This window comes from Leptospira sp. WS58.C1, assembly GCF_040833995.1.
Classification (GTDB): domain Bacteria; phylum Spirochaetota; class Leptospiria; order Leptospirales; family Leptospiraceae; genus Leptospira_B; species Leptospira_B cinconiae.
The window spans coordinates 1640397-1663988 of sequence record NZ_CP162137.1; the positions used below are offsets into that span (position 1 = coordinate 1640397).

General features: G+C 42.8%; 17 protein-coding genes. 11 read left to right on the top strand and 6 right to left on the bottom strand.

What is annotated here, in order from left to right; translation table 11 throughout:
- Positions 1–21: 21 nt before the first annotated feature.
- From AB3N61_RS07380 to AB3N61_RS07395, 4 genes are read right to left on the bottom strand one after another with little or no spacing between them, the layout of a single operon-like run.
- Positions 22–2472, bottom strand: coding sequence for a hypothetical protein (locus AB3N61_RS07380; protein ID WP_367898928.1), 2451 nt, complete (start codon positions 2470–2472; stop codon positions 22–24).
- A complete protein-coding gene (locus tag AB3N61_RS07385; RefSeq protein WP_367898929.1) occupies positions 2466–3647 on the bottom strand; it encodes an LIC11435 family protein in 1182 nt (393 codons plus the stop codon). The genes AB3N61_RS07380 and AB3N61_RS07385 overlap by 7 nt, the downstream gene beginning before the upstream one ends.
- The gene (locus tag AB3N61_RS07390) at positions 3637–5751 is read right to left on the bottom strand and encodes a FecR domain-containing protein (protein WP_367898930.1); all 2115 of its coding nucleotides are present in this window, start codon (positions 5749–5751) and stop codon (positions 3637–3639) included. Before AB3N61_RS07390 ends, AB3N61_RS07385 begins: the two co-directional genes overlap by 11 nt.
- Entirely contained in the window at positions 5735–8395 is a 2661-nt protein-coding gene (locus AB3N61_RS07395; RefSeq protein WP_367898931.1) for an adenylate/guanylate cyclase domain-containing protein, read from the bottom strand. The genes AB3N61_RS07390 and AB3N61_RS07395 overlap by 17 nt, the downstream gene beginning before the upstream one ends.
- Before the next feature lie 217 nt (positions 8396–8612).
- Here AB3N61_RS07395 and AB3N61_RS07400 point away from each other — a divergent pair, with 217 nt between their 5' ends.
- The 4 genes from AB3N61_RS07400 to AB3N61_RS07415 all read left to right on the top strand — a co-directional run bounded on the left by AB3N61_RS07400 (position 8613) and on the right by AB3N61_RS07415 (position 13288).
- Positions 8613–9068 (top strand): peptidylprolyl isomerase, encoded by a 456-nt coding sequence (locus tag AB3N61_RS07400; protein WP_020768317.1) that lies wholly within the window; start codon positions 8613–8615, stop codon positions 9066–9068.
- A 124-nt stretch (positions 9069–9192) separates the two neighbouring features.
- The gene (locus AB3N61_RS07405) at positions 9193–11418 is read left to right on the top strand and encodes a PAS domain S-box protein (RefSeq protein WP_020768244.1); all 2226 of its coding nucleotides are present in this window, start codon (positions 9193–9195) and stop codon (positions 11416–11418) included.
- A 2-nt stretch (positions 11419–11420) separates the two neighbouring features.
- Positions 11421–11864, top strand: a complete 444-nt coding sequence (locus AB3N61_RS07410) for a response regulator (RefSeq protein ID WP_020768170.1) — start codon at positions 11421–11423, stop codon at positions 11862–11864.
- The gene (locus AB3N61_RS07415) at positions 11861–13288 is read left to right on the top strand and encodes a histidine kinase dimerization/phosphoacceptor domain -containing protein (protein WP_020768018.1); all 1428 of its coding nucleotides are present in this window, start codon (positions 11861–11863) and stop codon (positions 13286–13288) included. Before AB3N61_RS07410 ends, AB3N61_RS07415 begins: the two co-directional genes overlap by 4 nt.
- Here AB3N61_RS07415 and AB3N61_RS07420 read toward each other — a convergent pair.
- Positions 13285–13755 (bottom strand): Csp1 family four helix bundle copper storage protein, encoded by a 471-nt coding sequence (locus AB3N61_RS07420; RefSeq protein WP_020768266.1) that lies wholly within the window; start codon positions 13753–13755, stop codon positions 13285–13287. The two genes, AB3N61_RS07415 and AB3N61_RS07420, sit on opposite strands and share 4 nt — an antisense overlap.
- 178 nt (positions 13756–13933) lie before the next feature.
- On the opposite strand from AB3N61_RS07420, the gene AB3N61_RS07425 reads away from it, so the two are divergent.
- Positions 13934–14974 carry a diguanylate cyclase gene (locus AB3N61_RS07425; RefSeq protein WP_367898932.1) on the top strand — a complete coding sequence of 347 codons (1041 nt, stop codon included), beginning with the start codon at positions 13934–13936 and terminating at the stop codon, positions 14972–14974.
- 146 nt (positions 14975–15120) lie between these two features.
- Positions 15121–15492: a hypothetical protein gene (locus tag AB3N61_RS07430; RefSeq protein WP_367898933.1), complete on the top strand. Its 372-nt coding sequence runs from the start codon at positions 15121–15123 to the stop codon at positions 15490–15492.
- A 3-nt stretch (positions 15493–15495) separates the two neighbouring features.
- On the opposite strand, the gene AB3N61_RS07435 is transcribed toward AB3N61_RS07430, so the two are convergent.
- Positions 15496–16269 (bottom strand): exodeoxyribonuclease III, encoded by a 774-nt coding sequence (locus AB3N61_RS07435; protein WP_020768159.1) that lies wholly within the window; start codon positions 16267–16269, stop codon positions 15496–15498.
- 64 nt (positions 16270–16333) lie between these two features.
- Between AB3N61_RS07435 and hisD the strand changes: the two genes are divergently transcribed.
- From hisD to AB3N61_RS07460, 5 genes are read left to right on the top strand one after another with little or no spacing between them, the layout of a single operon-like run.
- Complete coding sequence (gene hisD, locus AB3N61_RS07440) at positions 16334–17626, top strand: histidinol dehydrogenase (protein WP_020768328.1); 1293 nt, start codon at positions 16334–16336, stop codon at positions 17624–17626.
- Positions 17623–18474 (top strand): pantoate--beta-alanine ligase, encoded by an 852-nt coding sequence (gene panC, locus AB3N61_RS07445; RefSeq protein WP_020768264.1) that lies wholly within the window; start codon positions 17623–17625, stop codon positions 18472–18474. The genes hisD and panC overlap by 4 nt, the downstream gene beginning before the upstream one ends.
- Positions 18475–18480: 6 nt before the next feature.
- On the top strand, positions 18481–21918 hold the full coding sequence (gene mfd, locus AB3N61_RS07450) for a transcription-repair coupling factor (protein WP_412758398.1): 3438 nt from the start codon (positions 18481–18483) through the stop codon (positions 21916–21918).
- A gap of 50 nt (positions 21919–21968) precedes the next feature.
- A complete protein-coding gene (locus AB3N61_RS07455) occupies positions 21969–22709 on the top strand; it encodes a lipoprotein LipL31 (RefSeq protein ID WP_367898934.1) in 741 nt (246 codons plus the stop codon).
- Positions 22710–22729: 20 nt separating this feature from the next.
- The gene (locus AB3N61_RS07460) at positions 22730–23575 is read left to right on the top strand and encodes an undecaprenyl-diphosphate phosphatase (protein ID WP_036088658.1); all 846 of its coding nucleotides are present in this window, start codon (positions 22730–22732) and stop codon (positions 23573–23575) included.
- The last annotated feature ends 17 nt before the right edge of the window (positions 23576–23592 follow it).

Genomic DNA, 23592 nt, shown 5'->3' on the forward strand with positions numbered 1-23592 from the left:
TCATTAATTAGAAAAACGCGCTTAGAAAGGAGCACATCCGGAATCATCCAACTCGAATGCTCCGATGCTATAACCTGCCGAACCCGATGGAGTGGTTCCTCCAGACGATGTTGTTCTTGTTATGGGGGAGCCAATTAACGCATCCAATTTATATTCCCCATCGAAGCTATTTAGGTATGAAACGGTTTCTACTCCGCCAAATGCAATATTACAGGGGCCACCGTTTGCCGGACTAAATGCTAGCCACGCTTGGAGGGGCGGATAGCCGTTGAAGCTAGGAACATTCGTAAAGTTTTGATCCGATCTGACAGTAGAAAGGCCATTGTTCATGAACTTATCGCTGAGAAGGGCCAACGCACATAATGCAGTATTCGTAAATACTCCGGAGCAGAGCATATTATAATTAATACTGGCTGAACGCACTAGAGTGCCTGAGCTACAATCTAGATTATTTCCTCTAAATATTGCAGTGGTCACGTTAGGATCGGTTGAAAATTGTGCACATACCCCATTACTTCCCGGAGCCTGGATGAGATTATTCGTCATCTGAGCATTCGTAGCCACTCCAGTCATGAAGATTCCATAATTTGAACCTACTGTAGCACCTCCGGAATAAATCGTGTTTCCTGCAATATAGAACTTAATTAAAGCCGTATTCTCCTCATTACGAATTCCATAAGTAGCCTGAGAAGTTACAGAAGCATCCGAATATTGGCGGAAATTCATCGTATTATTTATGATTGCTACTAATGAATCTATAAAATTCACAAGTAAGACCGAATGGGAATCGTTTGAAGCTTTGTCCCCGCTGATTCTGTTTCGAAGTAAGTATACATTGGAATTAAAGCTATAAACTGCAGTAGAACTCGATGCACCGAAGCCACCCTTGATCACATTTGTATCAATTTGATTATTCGATGGAGACGAACGAAAGCAAATCCCGCCCCGTGTTCCTGTGGAATTCTCGATTCCGAGTCCTCCTTCTCCACCGGAAATATAATTTCCAAAGACATACGCAAAGCTATTCGTATCTCCGTTGATGAATCGAATACCGAAAGCATTCGGTTTCGTTTCATCTGCAAATATACTAAATCCTTGGATTACATGGGCTTTGGTGGAATCTCCTGCCATCCCGGACGCTGTGATCGTGATTGGAGCGCACTCATTCGAGTTTAATAATGTTCCTGGGCATTGCGCAACAGTACGATTATCTACGATCCTACTCGGTGTTAGGTCTAAACTTTGAGTAGTGAATGTCGGGTCGAAACTTCCCAATAGTCGAACGCCTCCACTTGAGTTGAGGGAGATCGTAGAAACGGAACCGGAAATGATATAATTACCTCCTTCAACAAATACCGAACAAACGCTGGAAGCAGAACATTGATTAACCCCCGTTTGTATCGTTTTACATGAATCGCTAGGGTCTGCACAGCTATTGCTATCATCGCCGTTCGTATCACTTACGAAATAAACATCACCGTCCATCATTCTGACCGTCACCGACAGTGCGGCCCCATTGTTCGCCGCAGCCACTGCATCCGCACAACCTGTCAGAGTAAAGTTCACTTGTAGAGGGAAAGTTAGAGCTCCAAAAGACCAAGGTAAAGGGGTCGGAGCTATCCTGGCATTATTTCCAACATAAGTCACACCAGGGCCTCCGCTAGCCGTTCCTGCGGAATAAGGAGGACCTCCTCCGGTTGAATCTAACACACAACCGGTAACAGGGCCAGAGAAAGTAAATGTCATCATCTTGGTGGAAGGCATAAATCCGCCTGCAGCCACACTAGTCTTCATCAGACTCAAACAGCTAACCTGTAGGTTTACATCCGCTCCACTGATCGTCCCATTTGCAGGGGAGGTAACAACCTGGCAAGTATGTGTAGAAGGAACTGTAGGAACCGCACCTATAGTGATATTATAAGGAAGACCGTCTCCGACATCGAAACTGACGGTTCCGTTGGAGGTCCTAGTTTTTAGGTCCGTGCCATTATTATAAATTTGTAAATTTGTATTGTTTGTGCTGTCTATTCCCGTGACGCTTACGTTGGCCTTATACCAATTCTCCGCGCAGTTTACGACGAATGTAGTGCTCGCAAAAGTAAGATTGAGGTTAGGATTGCTAATGATGCAGGTTTGTGTGGGAAGTGTTGCAGGCTGTGATACAATGGTTAAAGTGTAAACGATATTCGGATCAAAAACCCCGGTAAACGTATCGGAACCGGCTGCGGTGAACGTCAGTTGTTCTCCTGTGAGGGCTAACTCCACAACAAGCGTTCCGGAGTTGGTTAAACCGTTTACCTGTACGTTCAACGGAAAGGAAGTCCCTGTTAAATAGGATACAAAATTAGATATGTTCATAAAATCTAAAAGACCCGATTTTTTAGGACGGCTATAACAGCCCATCGTATTCAAAGTAAAAACGATCAAAAGAAGCGAATATACTTTTGGGAGAAAATTCTTCAAAGTTACCATGCGAATTCCACTCCTAATTCCATTCTCTGTTGTAGAAGATAAGAATTTCCGGAAGCGTACGTAGCCGCTTTCTCCGATTCTATTGCGTTCCTTAGGATCGGAGAAACTGTTACGGGGGCGTCGGTGCCTTCCACTTTTACTTGTTTAGGTCCCGGGAAAAATCCGGCGTCTACCACGTTGATTATATAAAAAAATCCTAATATTCCTAACGCGATTCCTAACTGGTTATATTCCCCTACGGCGCTGGAGTATTTCGGTGAGATTTGTGTATAATTGTACAATGCCAAATTGAATAATGCAGGATCCCCTGATTGTAAGAATGCGGAGTTGTATAAAATGTTACTTTGTCTTGCGGCATCCAATTCATTAATGGAGCTCATATAAGAACTTCCTCTTGCTGCAGCGTAACCGCCGGCGACTAAAACCAAACTGGGGAAAATAGCGGTCCTAAATGTGGATTTTTTTTGGTAATACTGTCCCCATCCTGGAAGGACTGCGGATCGTGCCGCTGCCCCGAGATCGAAAGTTCCCGAGGCTCCTGAATAAGAGGATTTGGATTCTAACGCCGCCAATTCGTCTTCAGTCTCCGCGACGAAGAAATAATTTTCCTTTTCCGTAGATTTATTCCGCGGATTTTCCAAACGTAAGGAAACTGCACCTTCCGGAGCCTTTTTCTTATCTATGGTAACTACCATAGTTTCCGAATTTTTAATATCAATGGACTTAACGGGGATCTCATTCCCTTTAGAATCTTTTAATATTACTTTTGTAGCTTCAGTGAAATGTTTTCCCTTGATTTCGAAACTTTCGGGCATGTCCTTGGTTAAGAATTTATTTTTTTCTGCGGCGATCACTTCGGGTTTTTGGGAAAGAATAACTTCGAAAGGGATCCAAGCGGAAAAGACGGACACTCTACCGTACTTGTTTAATACGCCTATTCTGTGTTCGTAAGCGCCTGGAGGTAATTCCAATTGGATCTGAGATGCATTCGTTTTTTCTCTGGTAATCTTTCCACGAGAATCTTTGATCTCTACTTGGTAACCGCCTGCGTCCGGAATAGGTCTCCATTCCAGTTTTACACCTTCTTCCTTTGCACCAAGTGAAAGAGAGAAAAAAAGGAAACCGACTAAAAGAGCCGCAATCGTATTAGATTTTTGGAATCTTTTATTCAACATAAAATTCCTTAGGAGTCAAGATCTCCGGCGCTTTGAAAGTGGCGGACATGATGACTTCGAAATCCCTGGTCAAAGGAAGGGTGGTACGGAGTTGTCCGGAGCTGTCCCTGTATTTTGCGCTCAATCTCCACTGGTATTTTCCTTCCCTTAACCTATACAACTCTCGATAGTCGTAGGATTCTCCCTTAATTTCCTTTTTGAATACGGTTTTTAGGGTTTTTTGATCCGCCTCTAATAGCTCCAATATGTATGCCTCGGATTTGCCTTCGATTTCCCAATAAAATGACAAACTTGCTTTCTCATCCAGATCTATCTTATCTCTATCCCGCGGATATACAGGAGATACAAACGGCGCAGAGTCCGAGGTCCTAAACCCGGAGGAAGGACTGCTTGTCAAAACCTCTCCCTCCGGCGAAAGAAGAGTAACTTTCCAATAATAGTCCCCCGGACCCGCAAGGGGCACTGAATTTTGTCCAGATCGCACGGAGGTTTCGTATATCCTAGAAACGAAATTAGGATCTTTAGAAACTTCTAATTTATAAGTTCCGCTTGGATCCGGTCTATCCCATCTAAATTGTAATTTACCGTCCATCGGATGTCCTAACTCGGATCCATCCTTAGGAAAAGAGAGTCTGATAACACCTAGAGGTTTTAAAGTGAACTTACCAATCGAAGAAGAAATCTCTCCTTCAGAATTAGAACTTGCTTTAATTCTCCAGAAGAATATACCTTCCTTCCAATCCAGATCCGGTTTCATAAAATTCGTGTTAGTCGATTTGGAGAAAAGAATATTTTTGAAATCGGAATCGGCGGCTATTTCCAGGGAATAAGATTTGAATTCCTTGTTGGAGCTCCAACTGAAGAAGGAGCCTGCTTTGAATATACGGATCCCTATCTCTTCTCCTTGCAGAGGTTTTAGAAGTTTAGGAGGTTCTGCCTGTTCCGATTTACGTAAAACGAAGGAGATCGCATCCGAGCTCATTTCGCTGAATCCCTGTTTATCGGAACTCATTTTGACACGAGCGAAAAATTGTCCTTCCGATCTAGGTTCCCATTTCAAAAAACCTGCGGCAGAATCTCCGGAATAAACGATTTGTTTAAAGTTCGCGTCCGAAGATACTTCCAGTTTATATTTGGTCTGGGAATCGAAAGTATTCCATTGGAATCGGACCGGAGGTGCGGTTTCCGTATACGAGAATACTTCCTTATTGTTAGGTGAGAGCAGTTTGGGTTTATTCCAAGAAACTAATTTAAAGTTTTTGGAAGAACTAAATTCGTCTTTTCCCGACTGAGGATTATTTCCCGCAACTCTCCAATAATAAGAACCGTTCGGAAGAGAGATGAAGGCGTTCGTTCCGATTGTATTCAATTTTTTTAAACCGGTTCTAAAGCCTGAATCTCTGGCGATTTCCAATCTGAAAGTTTTAACACCTGGAGAATTCTTCCATTCGAACTTGATGGGGAGAGTTTCCCCCGATATAGGAAAGTAGGTCTTATCGGGAGGTGATACAGTTTCCAGATTTAATGAATGGACTTCTACTTTTCCGTCTTTTAGTTCCGCGGATTGATTTTTGCCTACGGTATTCTCTCCGGAAGAGGAGACCACTTTGGCTTCTCCTTTTTTTACTTCTAGGTTTAGGCCTTTATTCTCATCCTTGGAAATTTTCAAATCCGAATTTCCGAGGGAGATCTTTGTATCACCGGAACTAATCTGTAAATTGCCCGATCCTCCGCCGGTCGCGGAAAGTGAACCGGACACAAAACTGATCTTGTCCGTATCTTCCACTAGGATCATACTTCTTTCGTCCATTCGGATCTCTGCGGAATTTTCTCCATCAGTAAAAAGTAATACTGCTTCGGAGCCTTCTTCCGTGCGGATTGTGTCCCTGTATCGGATCGGATCGGACTCGTCCAATTCCTCCCAGATTACTTCCGAATCAAGTTTTCTTAATATTTTGAGTTGTTTTGTCTTAAGTTGGCCAACGACTTTATTGGTCCCAGTTTTAGGTCCGGCGTTGGCATAAAGATATAAAAGCCCCGAAAAAAAGAGCAGTAGTAGGATCAAAGCAGTGACGACGACACGTCCGTCAGTCAAGTATTTCATACTTTAATTCCTCTTCCTCATCTCCTGTTTTAGTTTTTTTCTTGGATTCGTATTCTATTCCGAGCTTTTTTCTTAGCTCGCTTAGGTCCTTCGGACGATCCACATCGTCTTTTCTTCCTAGGACCGCATAAATGGTTTGGGGTTCTTCCTTTCCCTTCACCTTGATGGATTGCATTTTTTCGACCGCAAAAATATCTCTTACATGATCGAGTAGATCTTGTGTAATCAGAATATCCGTACCGAAAGGTTTGTTTAAAGCTTCTACACGAGAGGCGAGGTTCACTGCATCTCCGATCACTGTATATTCCAATCTTTCCTCGGAACCGATCTGACCTGCGATCACCGGTCCGAAATTGATACCACAACCGATCCGTATAATCGGCTTTTTATCTCCCCCCCGTCCTTCATTGAACTTGATTAGCGCGGCTCTCATGAGAAGGGCTCCGTTCACTGCATTCTCCGCGTCTTGGTCGGAGGAACGGACGGCTCCCCAAGTAGCCATGATCGCATCTCCGATAAACTTATCCACAATACCGTGTGTATCGTTCACACAACGTACCATCTCGGTCATGTACTCGTTTAAAAATTCAACCACTTCTTCCGGTTGTAGTTTTTCCGATATGGAGGTAAAAGATCGTATATCCGAGAAGAAGATCGCACACATCTTTCTTTCTCCACCTAAGGTAAGTTCCTTGTTTAAAACCATTTCGGCGATCTCTTTGTTTACGAAACGGCCGAGTGCGTCTTTTACCTTCTCCCTTTCTTCCAGACCTTTTCCCATACTCACGAAATAATCGGTTAAAACGCCGATCTCGTCCTTTGTACTGGACTTGATCCCGATCCTGAAATTTCCTTTTGCGATCTCTACCGTAGCGGTCAGAAGTTTTAAAACAGGAATGGTAATTGTTCTCGCTAAGAAGAATACGATGATAAGTGCGATACAAAGTGCGATCGCCATGATAAGAAGGTTTTTGGTCTGGATCCGGTACACCATTTCGAAAACTTTTTCTTCAGGGACCGAGACGATCACTCCGGCTCCGCCAAAACCTAATTTTTGGTAGGACCCGTAATATCTAGTCTTGGTGGAATCCTCGTACCTTGTTTGTTGGCTATCCTCTCTTACGGAAGAAAGCATTGTTTCGAAAATAGGCAAGTCCGCCCAATTTGTCTGAGAGGCAAGAAGTTGGAGATCATGATGTGCGATCAGGTCCCCGTCTCCATTGACTAAGAATGGGACGTTAATATCTTGTTTCTGAAATACGGCTAAAAGTCTTTCCGCTCGGATGATATAAAGTAGGATCGACTTACTCTGCGAATCGTAGACTGAAATGGAAAACGTAGGTTCCTTAAAATTAGGAGTGAGATTGTCTATCCTTCCTCCCGACTGGATGGTTTTTAAAAAATAAGATTCTTTTTGGGAAACCGCCGCATCCAATTCTTCCCTATTGGAAGAGATCCCTTCTAAATATGAATCGTTGTACAATATCGTTCTTTTTTTGAGTTTGTCTCCTTCTGCGGAATAAATCCCGGCCAAAAGAAAATCCGGTTCGTTCCGAAAGAAAAGATCGGCATAAGCGCCAGGACCCTTCGGGTCCAAAAGTTTTTCCGTAAGAGTTTTACCTTTGTCACGAATATCCTTAAGATCCGATTTTACTTTGATCCCTAAAATATTTACCAAAGAAAAATTGGTCTCTAATACTCTTATCTCGTAGTTCTTTTTAAATTCACTGGACGCGTATAAAATGACGGTGGAAACCGTAACGGTGAGGAGCAGTGATATAACTGCCATTAATTTTAATTGAAGAGGGAATTTCGCACTCGTTGCCAGATCCGCACTCTCAGGAGATGGGGTAGGAGTGGATTCCTTTTTTGGAATATTCTTTTTTTCTGATGTTACTGCGGTAACTTTCGGCTCTTCCGATACGGGTGATTTTGTCCCTGATTCCTGTTTTTCATCCGAGAATACGGTGTCGAATGAAATAACCGGTTTACTTTCCAAGGTGCGGAAATTCTCCGCTTCTTGGAATTTTGGGACCTTCTTCTTTCCGTTGGAGTCCTTATGGCCGTTTTTGAAAACCCCAAGTTCGATTCCGGAAATAGCCAAAGGAAGTTCCTTTAAAAATATGGAAAATTCCCCTCTTGTAGGATCAGGGATCTCTTTGGGTGCCTTTTTGCGGGTAGCATAGGATTTGAATTCTCCTAAAAATCGAGTTTCCGCTTCTCCTTGTAAGCTTGGGAACCATGCGCCTAACTCTCCTGAGGCGATATGAGGATAGGAAGAAATTACCATTTTGGAAAGTATAACTTCCCATCTTTCTTCCACTTCTTCCGGGATCAAAAATAAGATATTGGATTTTCCAGCAGCAGAAATTAATTTCCACGCGGAGAAAAATACGGACTCGTTCGTTTCCGGTCCGGGAGGGATCTCTAAAGCAAAAAGTTTCCACTCTCCCGCATGTAGGACTTCTTCCAACTCTGTAACGAGAGAAGAACCTTTTTCCGAGAATACACAGACTACAGTTTTGATCCCTAGGTCCGCCCAGGCGCGAATTTCGTCCTGGTTCTGGATCTTATCAGTTGCTTTGGCCCAGAAGGCGACGGCACCGTTTGGTCCGAAGGGAATATATTTTGTAGATGATGGCATTTCGTTCCTAAGGAAAGTTCCAGAATAAAAATTCTCTTTTTAGAAAGCTAAAAAATCGATCCGTCTAGCGGAAAGTAGATTCTGGAAATCCTCCGTTAAATTATCGGAACAACAGCATTCTATATTGAAAACAACTAGAATAGGTTCTCTCCCAATAAGGATACCTATTTAGTTGATTATACGGACATCGCTAAGAATCTGGATTTTGAGGATATTTATGGCAACTGCTAAGTTTACCACCAATCGGGGGACATTCTCCGTTTTATTGGAAGATGAGAAGGCTCCGATCACAGCCGGGAATTTCATCCAACTCGCCCAAAAAGGCTTTTATAATGGTTTGGTCTTTCACAGAATTATTGCAAATTTTATGATCCAAGGCGGTTGCCCACAGGGAACCGGAACTGGTGGACCGGGGTATAAGATCCAAGATGAGTTTCATCCGGATCTCAAGAATAAGAAGTATACTATCTCTATGGCCAATGCCGGTCCAAATACCGGAGGTTCTCAGTTTTTCATCAACGTGAGAGACAACCTTTATCTGGACAATCGTCATGCCGTTTTCGGACATGTCTCGGAGGGAGAAGATATTGTCCAAAGTATCTCCGAAACTCCTACAGCTCCGGGGGATCGTCCTCTCCAGCCTGTGGTGATTGAGAAGATAGAGATCATCTGACGTATCCCTTATGGGATGCCTATTTCATAGACTCCACAAAAAAACGAAATATGCTTGAAAATATCCATATTTCGCCATAATTAAAACCCCCTGCCCGGAATTCCTGTTCCGGGTGGATCTATATATGGGTTTACCTTCTCCTATTTTTTCAGACTCAAGCCCGGAAAATCACAAATCCTTATTAGATTACATCCTTTCCAATTCTCCTATCGTATTGTTTTCCGCGGATGAAACCGGGCTTATGAATTTTGCCTCAGGCAAAGCCTTAGACATGCTTGGTCTGGATTCGAGCGCATTCATAGGAACTAACTTCGTACAACATCAATGGAACGCGGAAATCAGGGAAGAAGACGGTACCGTTCGTAGCCTGGAACAGACAGAGGCATTAAAACTTGTACTTTCCGGAAGAGAGATCAGTGCGGAGACCGTTTTTTTAGGAAGGCATTTTGCCGTACGGATCTCTCCTGCAATGGGGGAGGACGGAAAAGTGAAAGGGCTGGTCGGAGTTTCCCTGGACATAACGGATCGAAAGATTGCCGAAGATATATTAGAAAAACGTACTGTAGATTTTCAGACTTTGATAGGAGTTTTACCCGTAGTCGTATTTTCCATCTCTCCGGAAGGAAGGATCATACTCGCGGATGGAAAGGGTTTGGAGAGGTTGAAGATCAATCCGAAGGAAGTGGTTGGAAAGACCATTTTTGAAAGGGCTCAAAATCAACCGGAAGTTTTAGAAGCATTCTCCCAGGCATTGAAAGGGGAAGAAAGTATCTATCATACTGAAATTAACGGCCTTCTTCTGGAAACGAGGATGTATCCTCGGTTATCAAGAAGCGGTCGGATTCAGGAAATATTAGGAATTGTTTATGATATTTCGGATAGGATGGAATACGAGAAGAAGATCAAACAGAATGAAGAAAAATACAGGAGTTTATTCCAGAACAATCCCCAGATCATGTTCGTATTCGATAGATCCTCTCTTCAGATCCTTGCCGTGAATCGTACGGCTATACTTGCCTACGGATATTCCGAAGAGGAGTTTATCGGTAAATCGATAGCGGATCTTAGACCGGAGGAAGATCGTCCCCATTTATTCGAAGCGATCCGAAATCTAAAGGAAGGTCTTAATTCTTTTCCGGAAATGAGACATTTAAAAAAAGACGGCGACATGATGTATCTTGATATCGTCTCTTCTCCCATCCGTTTTCAGAATACGGATGCGGTTTTGGTTTCGGGTACCGATGTTTCCGAAAGGGTCAGGGTCACGAGAGAAAACCGGTTTAATTTGGAAGTCATCTCCCAGGTTAACGATGCGATCATCGCCCTAGACGGCGATATGAACGTCACTTATTGTAATGATTATGCGGCTAAAATGTACGAAGTGGATGCGGGGGAATGTTTAGGAAAACATTATACTACTCTTTTTAAGGAAGATTGGATCTCCGAAGAAAACTACCAGGCCGCTATGCAGGATTGGGAAAATTTAGGAGCCTCTAAAAGGGAACTGATCCATACTTTAAGATCCGGTAAAAAGATCACGATCGAAAGTAATTTCAAAAAAATTAATGCGGAAGGTTATTTGGTCCCGGGTCTCATTATGGTTAATCGGGACATTTCTGAAAAAATAGAATCCAGAAGATCTTTGGAAGAAGCGCTACAAGGTCTCGCAAAAACCAACAAAGAACTGGAACAATTCGCTTATATCGCTTCTCACGATCTACAGGAGCCTCTTCGGACAATCGCTAGTTATCTGCAACTGTTGGAGAGAAAATTCTCGGAAGAGATCAAACCGGAGATGAGAGAATTTATCCAAGTATCGGTGGAAGCCGCTAAAAGGCAACAAGGGTTGATCGAAAGTCTTTTGAGTTACTCCAGGATCGGTTCCGATTCCGTAAAAAAATCCAAAGGAGATGCGAACCGGATCCTGGACGAGGTTAGAAAGGATCTTTCTTCGGTTATACAAGAAACCAATACGGATCTGGTTTTGGAAGGTCCGTTTCCGGAAGTGTATGCGGATCAGGATCAGATCAGACGTTTGTTCAGCAATCTTATCTCAAACGGGATCAAATTCCGTTCCCCGAATAGGGATCCGGAGATCCATATTAAGGTAAAACATGTTCCAGGCGCAAACGTGTTTTCGGTTTCGGACAACGGAATAGGCATGGATTCCAAATACTTTGATCGTATTTTTATTATATTCCAAAAATTACATACTAGATCCGAATATCCGGGAACAGGGATCGGTTTGTCCATTTGTAAAAAGATCGTGGAAAATCACGGTGGAAAAATTTGGGTCCAGTCTTCCCCGGGACATGGATCCGAATTCTTTTTTACCCTGCCAGAGGTTTGATCATGAATTCTTCTTCTAAACAATATTTTGATATTCTACTTGTAGAGGACAATCCGGCGGATGTTCGGCTCACGATAGAGGCTTTAAACGACTTGAAATCGGATAAAAGATTATTCGTCGCAAAAGACGGAGAGGAAGCGATCGATTTCGTAAGGGGAGAGGGGGATTTCGTGGGAGCAAAACGCCCAGATCTCATCCTACTAGATCTGAACCTTCCTAAAAAGAACGGCTTGGAAGTTTTGGAAGAACTCAAATCGGATCCTGAATATAAAAGTATACCCGTTGTCGTTTTGACTACTTCAGGATCGGAAAGGGACATTATTGCCACATACAATTTACATGCGAACTCATATATACAGAAACCGGTGGAATACGATAATTTTTTGGAAGCAATGGATACATTACGTATCTATTGGTTCAAAACTTCAAGGTTGCCTCCGAGATGAATGCAAAAGTTATGTCCGTCAGGATGAAACAAATATTAATAGTGGAGGACAACGAAGACGATTCTCGTTTGTTCGAAATTTTCTTAAAAGAAGCGGATCCTTCCGGAATTCGTTTGAAACATTCTCCGACAGTGGCGGACGCATTGGAGATACTAAATGAATCGGGAGAAGAGATAGATTGTATTCTTCTGGATCTTACCCTGCCTGATAGTTTTGGTTTAGACGGTTTCGAGGCTATTAAAAAATCCTTTCCAAAGATTCCTATCGTGATCTGTTCCGGGACCCAAGACGAAACTGTCGCCATGGAGGCATTACAATCGGGAGGTCAGGATTATCTCATTAAGGGAAAATTCGATTCTTATCTTCTTTTTAGATCCATCATATACGCGATCGAAAGACAGGACATGTTGACCAAGCTGGAAGAGCAGGCATTCCTCATTAAAGAGAATGAAAAAAAATACAGACTGATCTTCGAACATAATCCGCATCCAATCGTTTTATACAGTTATGATTGTGAAAGTATTTTGGATCTAAACCAGGAAGCGGAAAGAATTTACGGATTTGATCGGGAAGAACTACTTCGTATGAAATTTTCGGATCTATTTATGGGTACTTCTTCCGGTGAACAAAGACAGTATCTCGCCTTGCATAACGGTAAAAATATTCCGGAAACACATATTCATAGATCCAAGGAGGGAACTCCACTCCTAATGGAGATCACTTCCTATAAATTCCGATTAGAGGGAAAAGAATCTGTTCTCGCGATCCTTGTGGACATGACAAAATGGAAACAGTCGGAAGATAATCTAATACAATCTCTGAGAGATAAGGAAGCGCTTCTTCAGGAGATCCATCATAGGGTCAAAAATAATCTACAGATCATGGCGAGTCTTCTAAATTTGCAGGCAAATTATGCTAAGAACAAGGAAGTCACCAGGGAACTTAGGGATACGGAGAGTAGGATATACTCCATGTCCTTGGTTCATAATGAACTTTATAATTCCAAAAACCTGGCAGAGATCGGTCTCGGTTCTTATGTGGATAAGTTATTGGATAATCTTTGGAATGTATACGGGATAGGTTCGGAGATCGGTAGGATCGTTGACGTAGGGAACTTAAGTTTAGCAGTCGAAAAGGCGCTTCCCATCGGAATGATAATCAATGAGATCGCTACAAATTCCATTAAGTATGCCTATTCTGAAAAAAAACAGGGACAGTTTTATATTACAGCGAAATCCCGAAATGGGATTTTCTATTTGGAAGTGGGGGACGATGGAAAGGGGATCCCGGATTATCCACAGATAGAAGCCAAAGAAACCTTAGGATTACAATTGATACGGATCTTATCCAAACAGTTGAAGGCAAAATTGGACATCAATACTGCAGCTCCGGGAACCCGATTCCAGATCGAGTTTGCGTATTAAGCGGCCAGTAGTTTTTTGAATTCGGAAATACAAGCCTTGCAAGCTTCCGAACATGATTTACATTCATCGTGGTGATCCGCGTGTTTATCACATTGAGCGGCACATCTTTCACAGGACTCCAAACAGATAGACGCTAATTTTTTGGTAGAAGAGGAACCCAAAGAAGACAACACAACAAACGCATCGCATAACGCAACGGTCTCTTCGACCGATCTGAGGCAATCCGCCATTTCTTTATGGCCTTCAGCCAGCATATCCACACACATATTGATGCAGACTCTACCTTTTAATATACAGGCGGAGGAAGCTTCGATCGCGGAGCCGGGAACGGAAATTTTTTCGGCCTTCTTCTTTTTAGAAGTTTTTTTATCGCCGTGGTCATGTCCTAACATGGAAGAACTTGCGAGTAAGGCCATAGTTGTTGCGCCCAAGCCAAGGATTTGTTTTCTAGATATTTTCTGTTCCAAAGGAACCTCCCTTGGCTCTCTAAATTATCTAAGAATCCGGTTTTCGTCGCCTAAAATAGGTTGAAATCCGCAAAAAAAACCGCTTTCTTTTCGGAACTTTTGGAATAGGTTTGGAAAATTCTTCCCGCTAAAGTTGCTCAAACTGAAATGACTCGTCGGATGAATTAAACCGGTTAAAATGTTCGGACCCGCGAAAGAAAAAAGCGACTTATTTGCAGCGATCGGAGAATCGGATACAATTCTTATTCTGGACGATGCTCCCGAAAACTGCTTTTTGGTGGAGAGGATCCTTAAAAAAGCAGGATACGGAAATGTGATTTCCACTCAATCTCCTGAGACCGCATTGGAATGGTTAGGTCTGCAAGGAAACCCGGAAAACAAAAAAGAGATCTCACTTTTGCTTTTAGACATTCTTCTTCCGGGAGGAATGAACGGCTTGGACATTCTTCGCAGCTTAGGTTCTAAAGAAGAATTTTCGGATCTACCCGTTATTATCATCACTGCGATCCACGATACCCAAACTTTAGAATCAGCATTTGAATTAGGTGCAATCGATTACGTTACGAAACCTTTTGATGCTCATGAGCTTAGAGCAAGGGTCCGTTCTACTCTGAGACTTCGGCATGAGATGCTTCAAAGAAAACAACGAGAAAGAGATCTGGAAGAGATCACGGATAAACTTTCGGAAGCGTACCAAACTTTGCTCAGGGTTTCTAGGACGGATGGTCTTTCCGGAATTTGGAACAGAAGATTTTTTGACGAGATATTGGAAGTCGAGTGGAAAAGAGCCTGCCGTTCCGAAAAACCTATCTCGTTACTTTTACTGGATATAGATTATTTTAAAAAGTTTAACGATACCTACGGCCACCAAGCGGGTGATGAATGTATTCGTCAGGTTGCGGGGGTCCTAAAAAATACTGCGAGGCGAGCGGGAGATTTTCCTGCTCGTTACGGCGGAGAAGAGTTTGCCGTGATCTTGCCGGAAACGGATTCTGAAAAGGCTCTTATCGTTGCTGAAAATATTCGGACTCGCGTGCAAGAATTGAAGATCCCCCATGAAGGTTCCCCAACTTCCGAGTTCGTGTCCGTAAGTATCGGGATCAGCACTCGTATGTCCGGAAAAGATAAAGAAAGTAAAAAGTTTTTAGAAGAGGCGGATAAGGCTCTCTATAAATCCAAAGAAGGCGGACGAAATAGAAGTACTGTCTATAAAGAATAAACCCTTGGGTTTAGGCCGGATTGGGGTCTTATTTCCTCTTTTTTTCCCGAATTGTAATGAATCTCCTGCATTTTTTTTCCAAAATTGGAAATTTGTTTGCATCGCACTAAGTCTTATAACTTACTAAACGATATATAGAGATAGAAATGGTTATATTGGATAAAATAGTACAGGAATTCAAAAACAGGTTTTTTGAAACCGTGAAGGTTCCGGTGCAGGTGCATTCTTCTTCCGGGGACTTCCAAGCAACTTGGGAGGGCATCGAAGGCACGGCGCTTAGCTTTACCTTAGATCGTTTTCATCCCGATCCTGAGGGTAGCGACGCTGTGATCGAGATCCGCGTTCCGTTTTGGAAGGAACCCTTATTGTTTTCTGGAAAACTTTTGGATAAGAGAGTTGTGAAATCTAAATCTTCCGAAAGGATCACGGATACTGTTTTGGTATTCGAATCGGAACTTTCAGAATTTTTAAAGAAAAATCTTCCAAAGATAGATCTAACTCTTCCTAAAAAAAAGTGATCCTTATTTTTTAGGAAGATCCACTTCTAAGATCATCGCTGCATGATCGGAAAGGATCGGATCTTTTTTGACTGTAAGGTTTTTCAGTTTGGATTTGAGTTCCGGAGTCACGAAAAAGTAATCGATTCTCCATCCTTTGTTATTCCCTCTTGCTCCCGCTCGAAATGTCCACCAAGTGTATTCCTGCTTACTCGGATATAATTCCCTAAAACTGTCCACCCAACCCGTGGAAAGAAATTTAGTCACCCAGGCCCTTTCTTCCGGAAGAAAGCCGCTATTTTTTGCATTTCCTTTCGGATCGTGTATATCCATTTCGGTATGAGCGATATTCACATCCCCGCAAAGGATCAGGTTAGAATGTTTCTTTTTTAACTTTGCGGAAATTTTTAGGAATTCATCCAAGAATCTCATCTTCGCAGCTTGTCTCACATCACCCGTGGTTCCGGATGGAAAGTAAACGGTCCAGATGGCGTAGGAATCGAATTCCGCTAGGACACTTCTTCCTTCTTTATCAAATTCATCGAGGCCTAGTCCATACGTTACTTTTTTAGGTTCCTGTTTCGTCCAAAGGGAAACTCCGGAATATCCCTTCTTTTCCGCAGAATGGAAGTATGCCTTGTATCCCAGTTTTTCCCAAATTTCAGAACTGAGTTGGTCCGGTTGTGCTTTTGTTTCTTGGAAGCAGACAAAATCTGGTTTTTCGGTGGTGATGACATCCCCAAGGCCTTTGCCCCAGGCGGATCGGATTCCATTGCAGTTCAGACAGAAAACTTTCATATATGTTCAGGAGTTCCCAGGATTTTCGGGATGCTAAGTCCGGGCAAAGAAAAAAAATGTCCGTATGAGCATTCGTATCAGGGAAGTAGGGTTGGATTTTTCCTTAGAACCCATTCTCCAGAGAGCAAAGCAGGACTTAAACGATACTTTGGCCCTGGTACGTCCCATTTTGGATCAGGTGAGAGTGGGCGGGGATAAGGCAGTCTATGAGCTCACCCAAAAATTCGACGGGTTAAAACCTGAAAAATTGGTATATCCTGTTTCAGAATGGAAAGGAAAAGCGGACCCGGAGTTGGTTTCCGCATTGGAAAAAGCTAAGGAGAATATTGAAACATTCCATAAGGCCCAAATACCTGCCGACCTGGATGTGAATGTCTCCGGAAATACATTAGGAATTCGTTATACTCCAATCGAGTCGGTGACCGTATACGCTCCCGGTGGAAAAGCATTATATCCTTCCACCATTCTGATGGGAGTCATCCCTGCAAAGATCGCCGGTGTAAAACATATTCAGATCGTCACACCTCCCCAAAAAGAAGGGATTCCGGACGGATTGTATGCTGCCGCTAAAATTGCCGGTGCCGACGCGATCGTAACCGTAGGCGGCGCCCAAGGAATTGCAGCCGCCTCGTACGGGACCGAAACCATTCCTCGTTCCGAATTTGTGATCGGGCCTGGCAACAAATATGTGACCGCTGCTAAAGTTCTGTTGAGCGGACAAGGTGTGATTGGGATCGATAGTCCTGCAGGTCCGAGTGAAGTTCTTGTGATCGCGGATATTTTCGCAAATCCGAATTGGGTAGCGGCAGATCTACTATCCCAAGCAGAACATGGAGAAGATTCGGCGGCTATACTATGTACCGATTCCATGGAATTTGCCAAAAAAGTTTCGGAAGAAATCGATAAGGCATTAAAAGAAAGACCGAAAAGGGAATCTATCAAAAGAGCCTCTATAGAGAACGAAAGTTGGATATTAGTTTTTTCGAATTTAGAGGAATGTGTAAACTTCTCCAATTTATATGCTCCGGAACATTTGGAGATCCAAACCAGAAATTATCGGGAATTATTCAAAAAGGTCAAACATGCCGGTTCCGTCTTCTTGGGCCCTTATTCTCCTGTGGCTATGGGGGATTATATCAGCGGCACAAATCATATCCTTCCGACGGCAGGGGGGAGTAGGATCTTTTCTTCCTTAGGAGTTCTTACGTTTTTAAAAAGAGTGACCTATCAGGAAGTGACTAGGGACTCTTTGGAAAGTTTATATCCGTATGTAAAAGCCCTCTCCGAATTCGAAGGTTTGGATGAGGAACATGGAAATTCAGTGAAGGTAAGACTTTCTCAAAACGGCAAACCATGATCGTATCCAAAGATCCAAACGAGGTCAGAGACCAAATACTCTCCTGGAAGTCCGAAAAACTTTCCGTGGGTTATGCTCCTACCATGGGTTTTTTACATGAGGGGCATGCGAATCTATTCGTCCGCTCTTCCGGCGAAAATTCCAAAACAGTCGTTTCTATTTTTGTAAATCCCGCACAATTTAACGATCCGGAAGATTATGTAAAATATCCGGTCAATACCGAAGGTGATTTAGAAATTTGTAAATCATCCGGAGTCGATCTTGTTTATTTGCCGGACAAGGATACCATGTATCCGGGCGGAATTCCGAAAGTCGAATTACGCATTCCTCATTTGATGAAAAATCTGGATGCGACAACTCGACCCGGTCATTTTGAAGGTGTACTTCTGGTACTTTCCCGTTTATTCCATACAATTCCTGCGGATCGTTCTTATTTCGGTAAGAAGGACTACCAGCAATATTTGATCGTAAAAGATTTTGTAAAAGCCCTCGGTTTTCCAATGGAGATTATTGGAGTGGATACGGTTCGCTCTGCGGAAGGTTTGGCATTAAGTTCTAGAAATGCACGTTTGATCGATTCGGAAAAAGAAGAAGCGTTATTACTCATCCGCGCATTACGTTTGGGAGAGAGCCTGATCAAACAGGGAGAAAAAGATCCTTCCGAAGTTCTGACTGTTATGAGGGATGTTCTGGATTCTTCTTCTAAAATACAAACGGATTATTTGGAAGTTTTGGACGCAAATACATTAGAAGAACTTCCTATTCTAAAAGGGGAAGTGCTTCTTGCCGTTGCCGCCTTTTTGGGTCAGGTTAGATTGATCGATAATTTAACCGTTAAGGTATCTTAATAGAATATGGCTAAATCGGTTTCCATTCAGGGCGATTGGAAAAAATCTTTGGAAGATCTTTTTTCTTCCGCAAAGGAGAATATTAAAGTTTCTTCCGTTCCTGGTTCGGTGCATTCTCTTCTTTCTTCCGTTATTTTCCAGTCTCAAAAGAATTCTAAGATCGTAATCTCTCCTACAAATACCGAATCCGAGTTTTTATTTAGAGAAAGTTTAAGTTATCTAGAGCCGGATCAGGTTTGTTATCTTCCGGGCCAGGAAGTTTTACCTTACGAATACATGCGTTATCCTCAGGAAATGAAAAGAGAGAGGATACAGGCTCTCGCTCGTATATTGTCGGGGGAAAAAGTTTTAGTATTCACGTCCGTTTCCGGTTTTTTAAAAACTCTTCCGGAAGCTTCCGCTCTGAAAGAAAGATCCTTGTCGGTAAAAATAAACCAAGAGATCGAACCCGAAAACTTAATGAGAGAACTTGTCCGTTTAGGCTATCATCGAGTGGACATGTGCCAGGCATTCGGCGAGTTCAGTTTGAAGGGCGGGATCCTGGATGTGTTTTCCTCCTTTTCCGCGGATCCGATCCGGATCGATTTTTTCGGGGACGAGGTGGAATCCATTCGCACATTCGATCCGGAAACGCAAAGGTCGTTGGAAAATTTGGAAGAGGCGTTTTTACTTCCTGCAGACGAGTTTATTCTAACGGATTCCCAAAAAGAACAATATCGAAATCTTATTACGAATGCGGATAAGTCTTTGCATTTACCTGAGATCCCGGACGATTCAGGCGGGACCTATTACGAGGAACTTATTCCTATGGTCCGGGAGAATAAGGGAATATTATCTTTTTTTAAATCAAAACCCGGATTGATCTTTCCCGATCCGAACGGAGTAAAAGAAAGATATTCCCATCTTTTGAGAGAATACGATGCACTTTACGAAAAAAGAAGTAAAGAGATCTTATGTGCTCCTCCTTCTTTTCTTTTAAGAGATAAGGAAGAATCCGAACTTTTAGAAAATGTAAGCGGTATTAAATTTACTCAACTTCCACCAGGTAAACCGGAAGATCTGGTTTGTCCTTTACATCAGGCACCTTCTTTTAAGGGGAAGATCAGAGAGGTCCGGGAAAAAATCGGGGAATTAAAAACGGAAGGCGGGTGGAGGATCATTCTTACTTCTTCATTCGAGGCCCAAACACAAAGACTTTTAGGACTTTTTGAATCGGAAGGAATTCGTTTATTAAATCCGGAAGCAACCGAGCCCGAGCCGATCCTTCTTCCTAATAAATCCAAGGAAGAAGTCTATCTTGCAGTTTCCGAAATACGGAACGGTTTTGTATGGGAAGAGGAGAAACTTCTGTTCTTATCGGAGAACGACGTATTCGGTAGGGAATACAAACGTAAGACAAGATTCAAAAAACAAAGTAGCAAGGCCATCCAAAGTTTCCTGGATCTGAAGGAAGGGGACTTCGTGGTGCATGTAAATCATGGAGTCGGAAAATTCCTCAAAATAGAAAGGGTCAATGCCGGCGGAAAAGAGAGGGATTTTTTAAAATTAGAATATTACGGCGGTGACACGTTATTCGTTCCTTTGGACCAGATCTCTCTCGTCCAAAGATTCGTAGGCGGAACCGAAAGGCCAAGACTAGATAGTTTAGGGAAAAGCACCTGGAAAAAAACAAAAGATCGTGTTCAAAAAGCGGTCGAGGGTCTCGCGGAAGATCTGGTTCATATGTATTCCAACAGGATCAAACTTCAGGGATATGCTTTCCCTCCGGATACGATCTACCAGGAGGAGTTCGAAGCGGAATTCGAATACGAGGAAACTCCGGATCAAATAGAAGCGATAGAAGCCGTTAAAAAAGATCTAGAGTCCGCAAGACCTATGGATCGATTGATCTGCGGAGATGTGGGTTACGGAAAAACGGAAGTTGCCATCCGGGCGGCATTCAAGGTGGCAATGGCAGGCAAACAGATCCTGATGCTTGCACCTACCACGATCCTCGCTTTACAACATTATAATAATATGAAGAAAAGATTCGAGAACTATCCGATCACTGTGGAATTAGTCTCTCGGCTTAGGACTGCTGCGGAAACTCGTGATGTTCTGAAACGTTTTTCCTCCGGAAAAGTGGATATGCTGATAGGAACCCATGCGGTCCTTGCAAATTCCGTCCAACCTAAAAATCTGGGACTTCTAATCATAGACGAAGAACAAAGGTTCGGAGTGAACCATAAGGAATCCATTAAGAAAATTAAAAATCTTGTGGATGTTCTGACCTTGACCGCGACTCCGATACCCCGAACTCTTCATATGGCTTTAACCGGGATCCGGGAACTTTCTATCATAGCGACCCCTCCTAAAAACAGACAAAGTGTGGAAACCTATGTGATCGAAGAGGACGAGGATGTCTTAAGAGATGCGATCCGCACGGAACTTGCCAGAGAGGGACAAGTATTCTATCTTTATAATAGAGTAGAATCCATCGAACAAGAGACTAAAAAATTAAACGAGATCGTGCCGGAGGCTTCCATCGGGGTGCTTCACGGACAAATGACCGAGGATGAGATCGAAGAAACTCTCGTGGATTTTTACGCTCGTAAATTCGATATTTTGGTCACAACTACCATTATTGAATCCGGAATAGATATCCCGAATGTGAATACTCTGATCGTAAAAAGAGCGGATCTGTTCGGACTTTCCCAATTGTATCAGATCCGAGGCAGAGTGGGAAGAAGCGACAGAAAAGCATTCGCCTACCTTCTTCTTCCTAAGGATAGAGTGGTGACGGAAGATGCGGAAAAACGTCTGAACACGATCTACGAATACCAAGAACTCGGTTCCGGATTCAAGGTCGCAATGAGAGACTTGGAGATCCGAGGTGCGGGAAACCTTTTAGGCAAAGAACAGTCCGGCGATATTATGGAAGTGGGCTTCGATCTGTATGTGCAGATGTTGGAAGAAGCAATTGCGAGGATCAAAGGAGAAGAAGTTAAGATCGAAGTGCGGACCGCTATCAATTTGGATTCCAACTTCTTCATTCCTGAGTCGTACATTCCGGACACAAGACAGAAAATAGAATTTTATAAACGATTTGAAGGCGCAAGAGATCTGGATGAAATTGAAGAAGTCACCAGGGAAATGACCGACCGTTTCGGTGAACCTCCGGAAGAGGCAAAAACTTTTCTTATGTTGGAAAAAATCCGTACCCTCGCTTCGGTTTTAGGTTTCGAATCCGTATCCGAGTTAGGGGAGGAAATCCGCCTAAAATTAGGAACACATTTCCTCGGCAGTTATGACAAAATCGTAAACTTGATTTCCGCGCGGATGGGTCTTACTATGAATCCTAGAGAACCGAATGTTCTTATATATGTTCCCGGGAAAGCCAACCAAAAGGACAAACTTGTGAAACTTGTTTACTTCTTAACGGAAATGTTGCCAGACAAAAAGTAATGGACGCCAGGCCCGGTTCTCCTATTTTTTGCGTAGGAATTCCAACACAGATGAAACGGCTATATTTCTCCCTCACTTTACTCTTATCTTTTTTCTCTTTCGCATATTGCGGGGACGGGACTCCTGTCATCGAGTCCATCGACGGTAATAAGATCACTACTGCAGGTTTTGAAAGCGCTTTTGACACCGCATTGGATACTTTAAGCCGCACTCAAAATATCGAAAAAAAGAACGTAATCAAATTTTTGACCGAAGAAGAAAGTAAAGTTCCACAAAGCTTTCTGCAGCTTAGGAACGAGTTCAGAAAAAGAAAGTTTTTCGATCGTTATCACGAGATGATGGTAGTAAAAGCCGCCGCAGACAAAAGTGGTTTCAGCAAAAGATCCGATATTAAAGAAATCTTAAAGTTCCAAGAGATGCAGTTGATCTACGGAATGTATATAGCCGAGCAGATCGAGTCCAGAATTAAGATCACCGAGCAGGAATTGAACGAAGGTTGCCAAGAACTTCGTGCTAAATACAAACAAGCAGAGTCCTTAACTTTGGAACAATGTTACGATGCTGCAAGAGCTCAGATCAAGGGAAGAAAATCCGAAGAAGTTTACAAGTCCGTTCTGGATAGAATTAAGGAAACTGTCGCGATCAAACATAACGATAAGTTCGATCTGGAAAAATATCTGGATAAAGAGTTCAGCTTTCCTGAACTGAACAAGGAAGAAGGTTCTAAGGCTGAGGAGACCAAGGCACCGGAGGCTAGTAATCCTACGCCGGCGCCGGAATCTACTAAGTAAAAAAGAATTTTTTCAACGATTTGAATTCATATCTAAACGCAATCTTCCGTAGCGTAATTGAAGCGATTACGGAATTTTTACCGGTGTCCTCCACAGGGCACCTTTTCTTATTCTCGAACTTCTATCCTTTTTCGGAGGGAGCGGATTTCGACGACTTATTCGATATATTCATCCAGAGTGGTGCTATCCTTTCGGTTCTTGTTATATACCGTGTGAAGTTTTTAGAACAGGGAAGATTGGCAGTACGTTACCTTCTCCGCAAAGAAGATAACAAGGAAGGATTCCTTTTTTTAACCAAAGTTACGATCGGATTTTTACCGATTATGGCTGCGGGATTCTTGTTCAGAGGGTTTTTGGATAAGATTAAGGGTAGAGAAGACATCTTGGCGATTTTAGGATGGGCTTGGTTTATAGGAGGAATCCTGATCTTAGCCTCAGAGTTTTGGTTCAAAAAAAGAGAAAAGATAAAAACAAGCGAGCCTATCGGGATACAGGACGCAGTAGTGATCGGTATCTTCCAATGTTTAGCTTTGATACCGGGTGTTTCTAGATCCGGAGCGACTATCGTTACCGCCAGATTTTTAGGAAAGGATACCAGAAGTTCCGCGGAGTTTTCCTTCTTCGTAGCGGTTCCGGTTTTGTTCTTAGCGGGTGCCTATAAATTATTCAAACATAGGGCGGTGTTAAATTGGGAGAATCTCCCGATCCTAAGCTTGGGTTTTGTTCTTTCCTTCCTACTTTGTTTTTTAGTGATCAAATGGTTTTTAAGATATTTGCGGACTCATTCCTTTAACGGGTTCGGTTGGTATCGGATACTTCTTGGGATCTCAGTGCTTACCTTCTATAAAATAGTGATGCAGGGCTGACCCAACACGATAGTGTG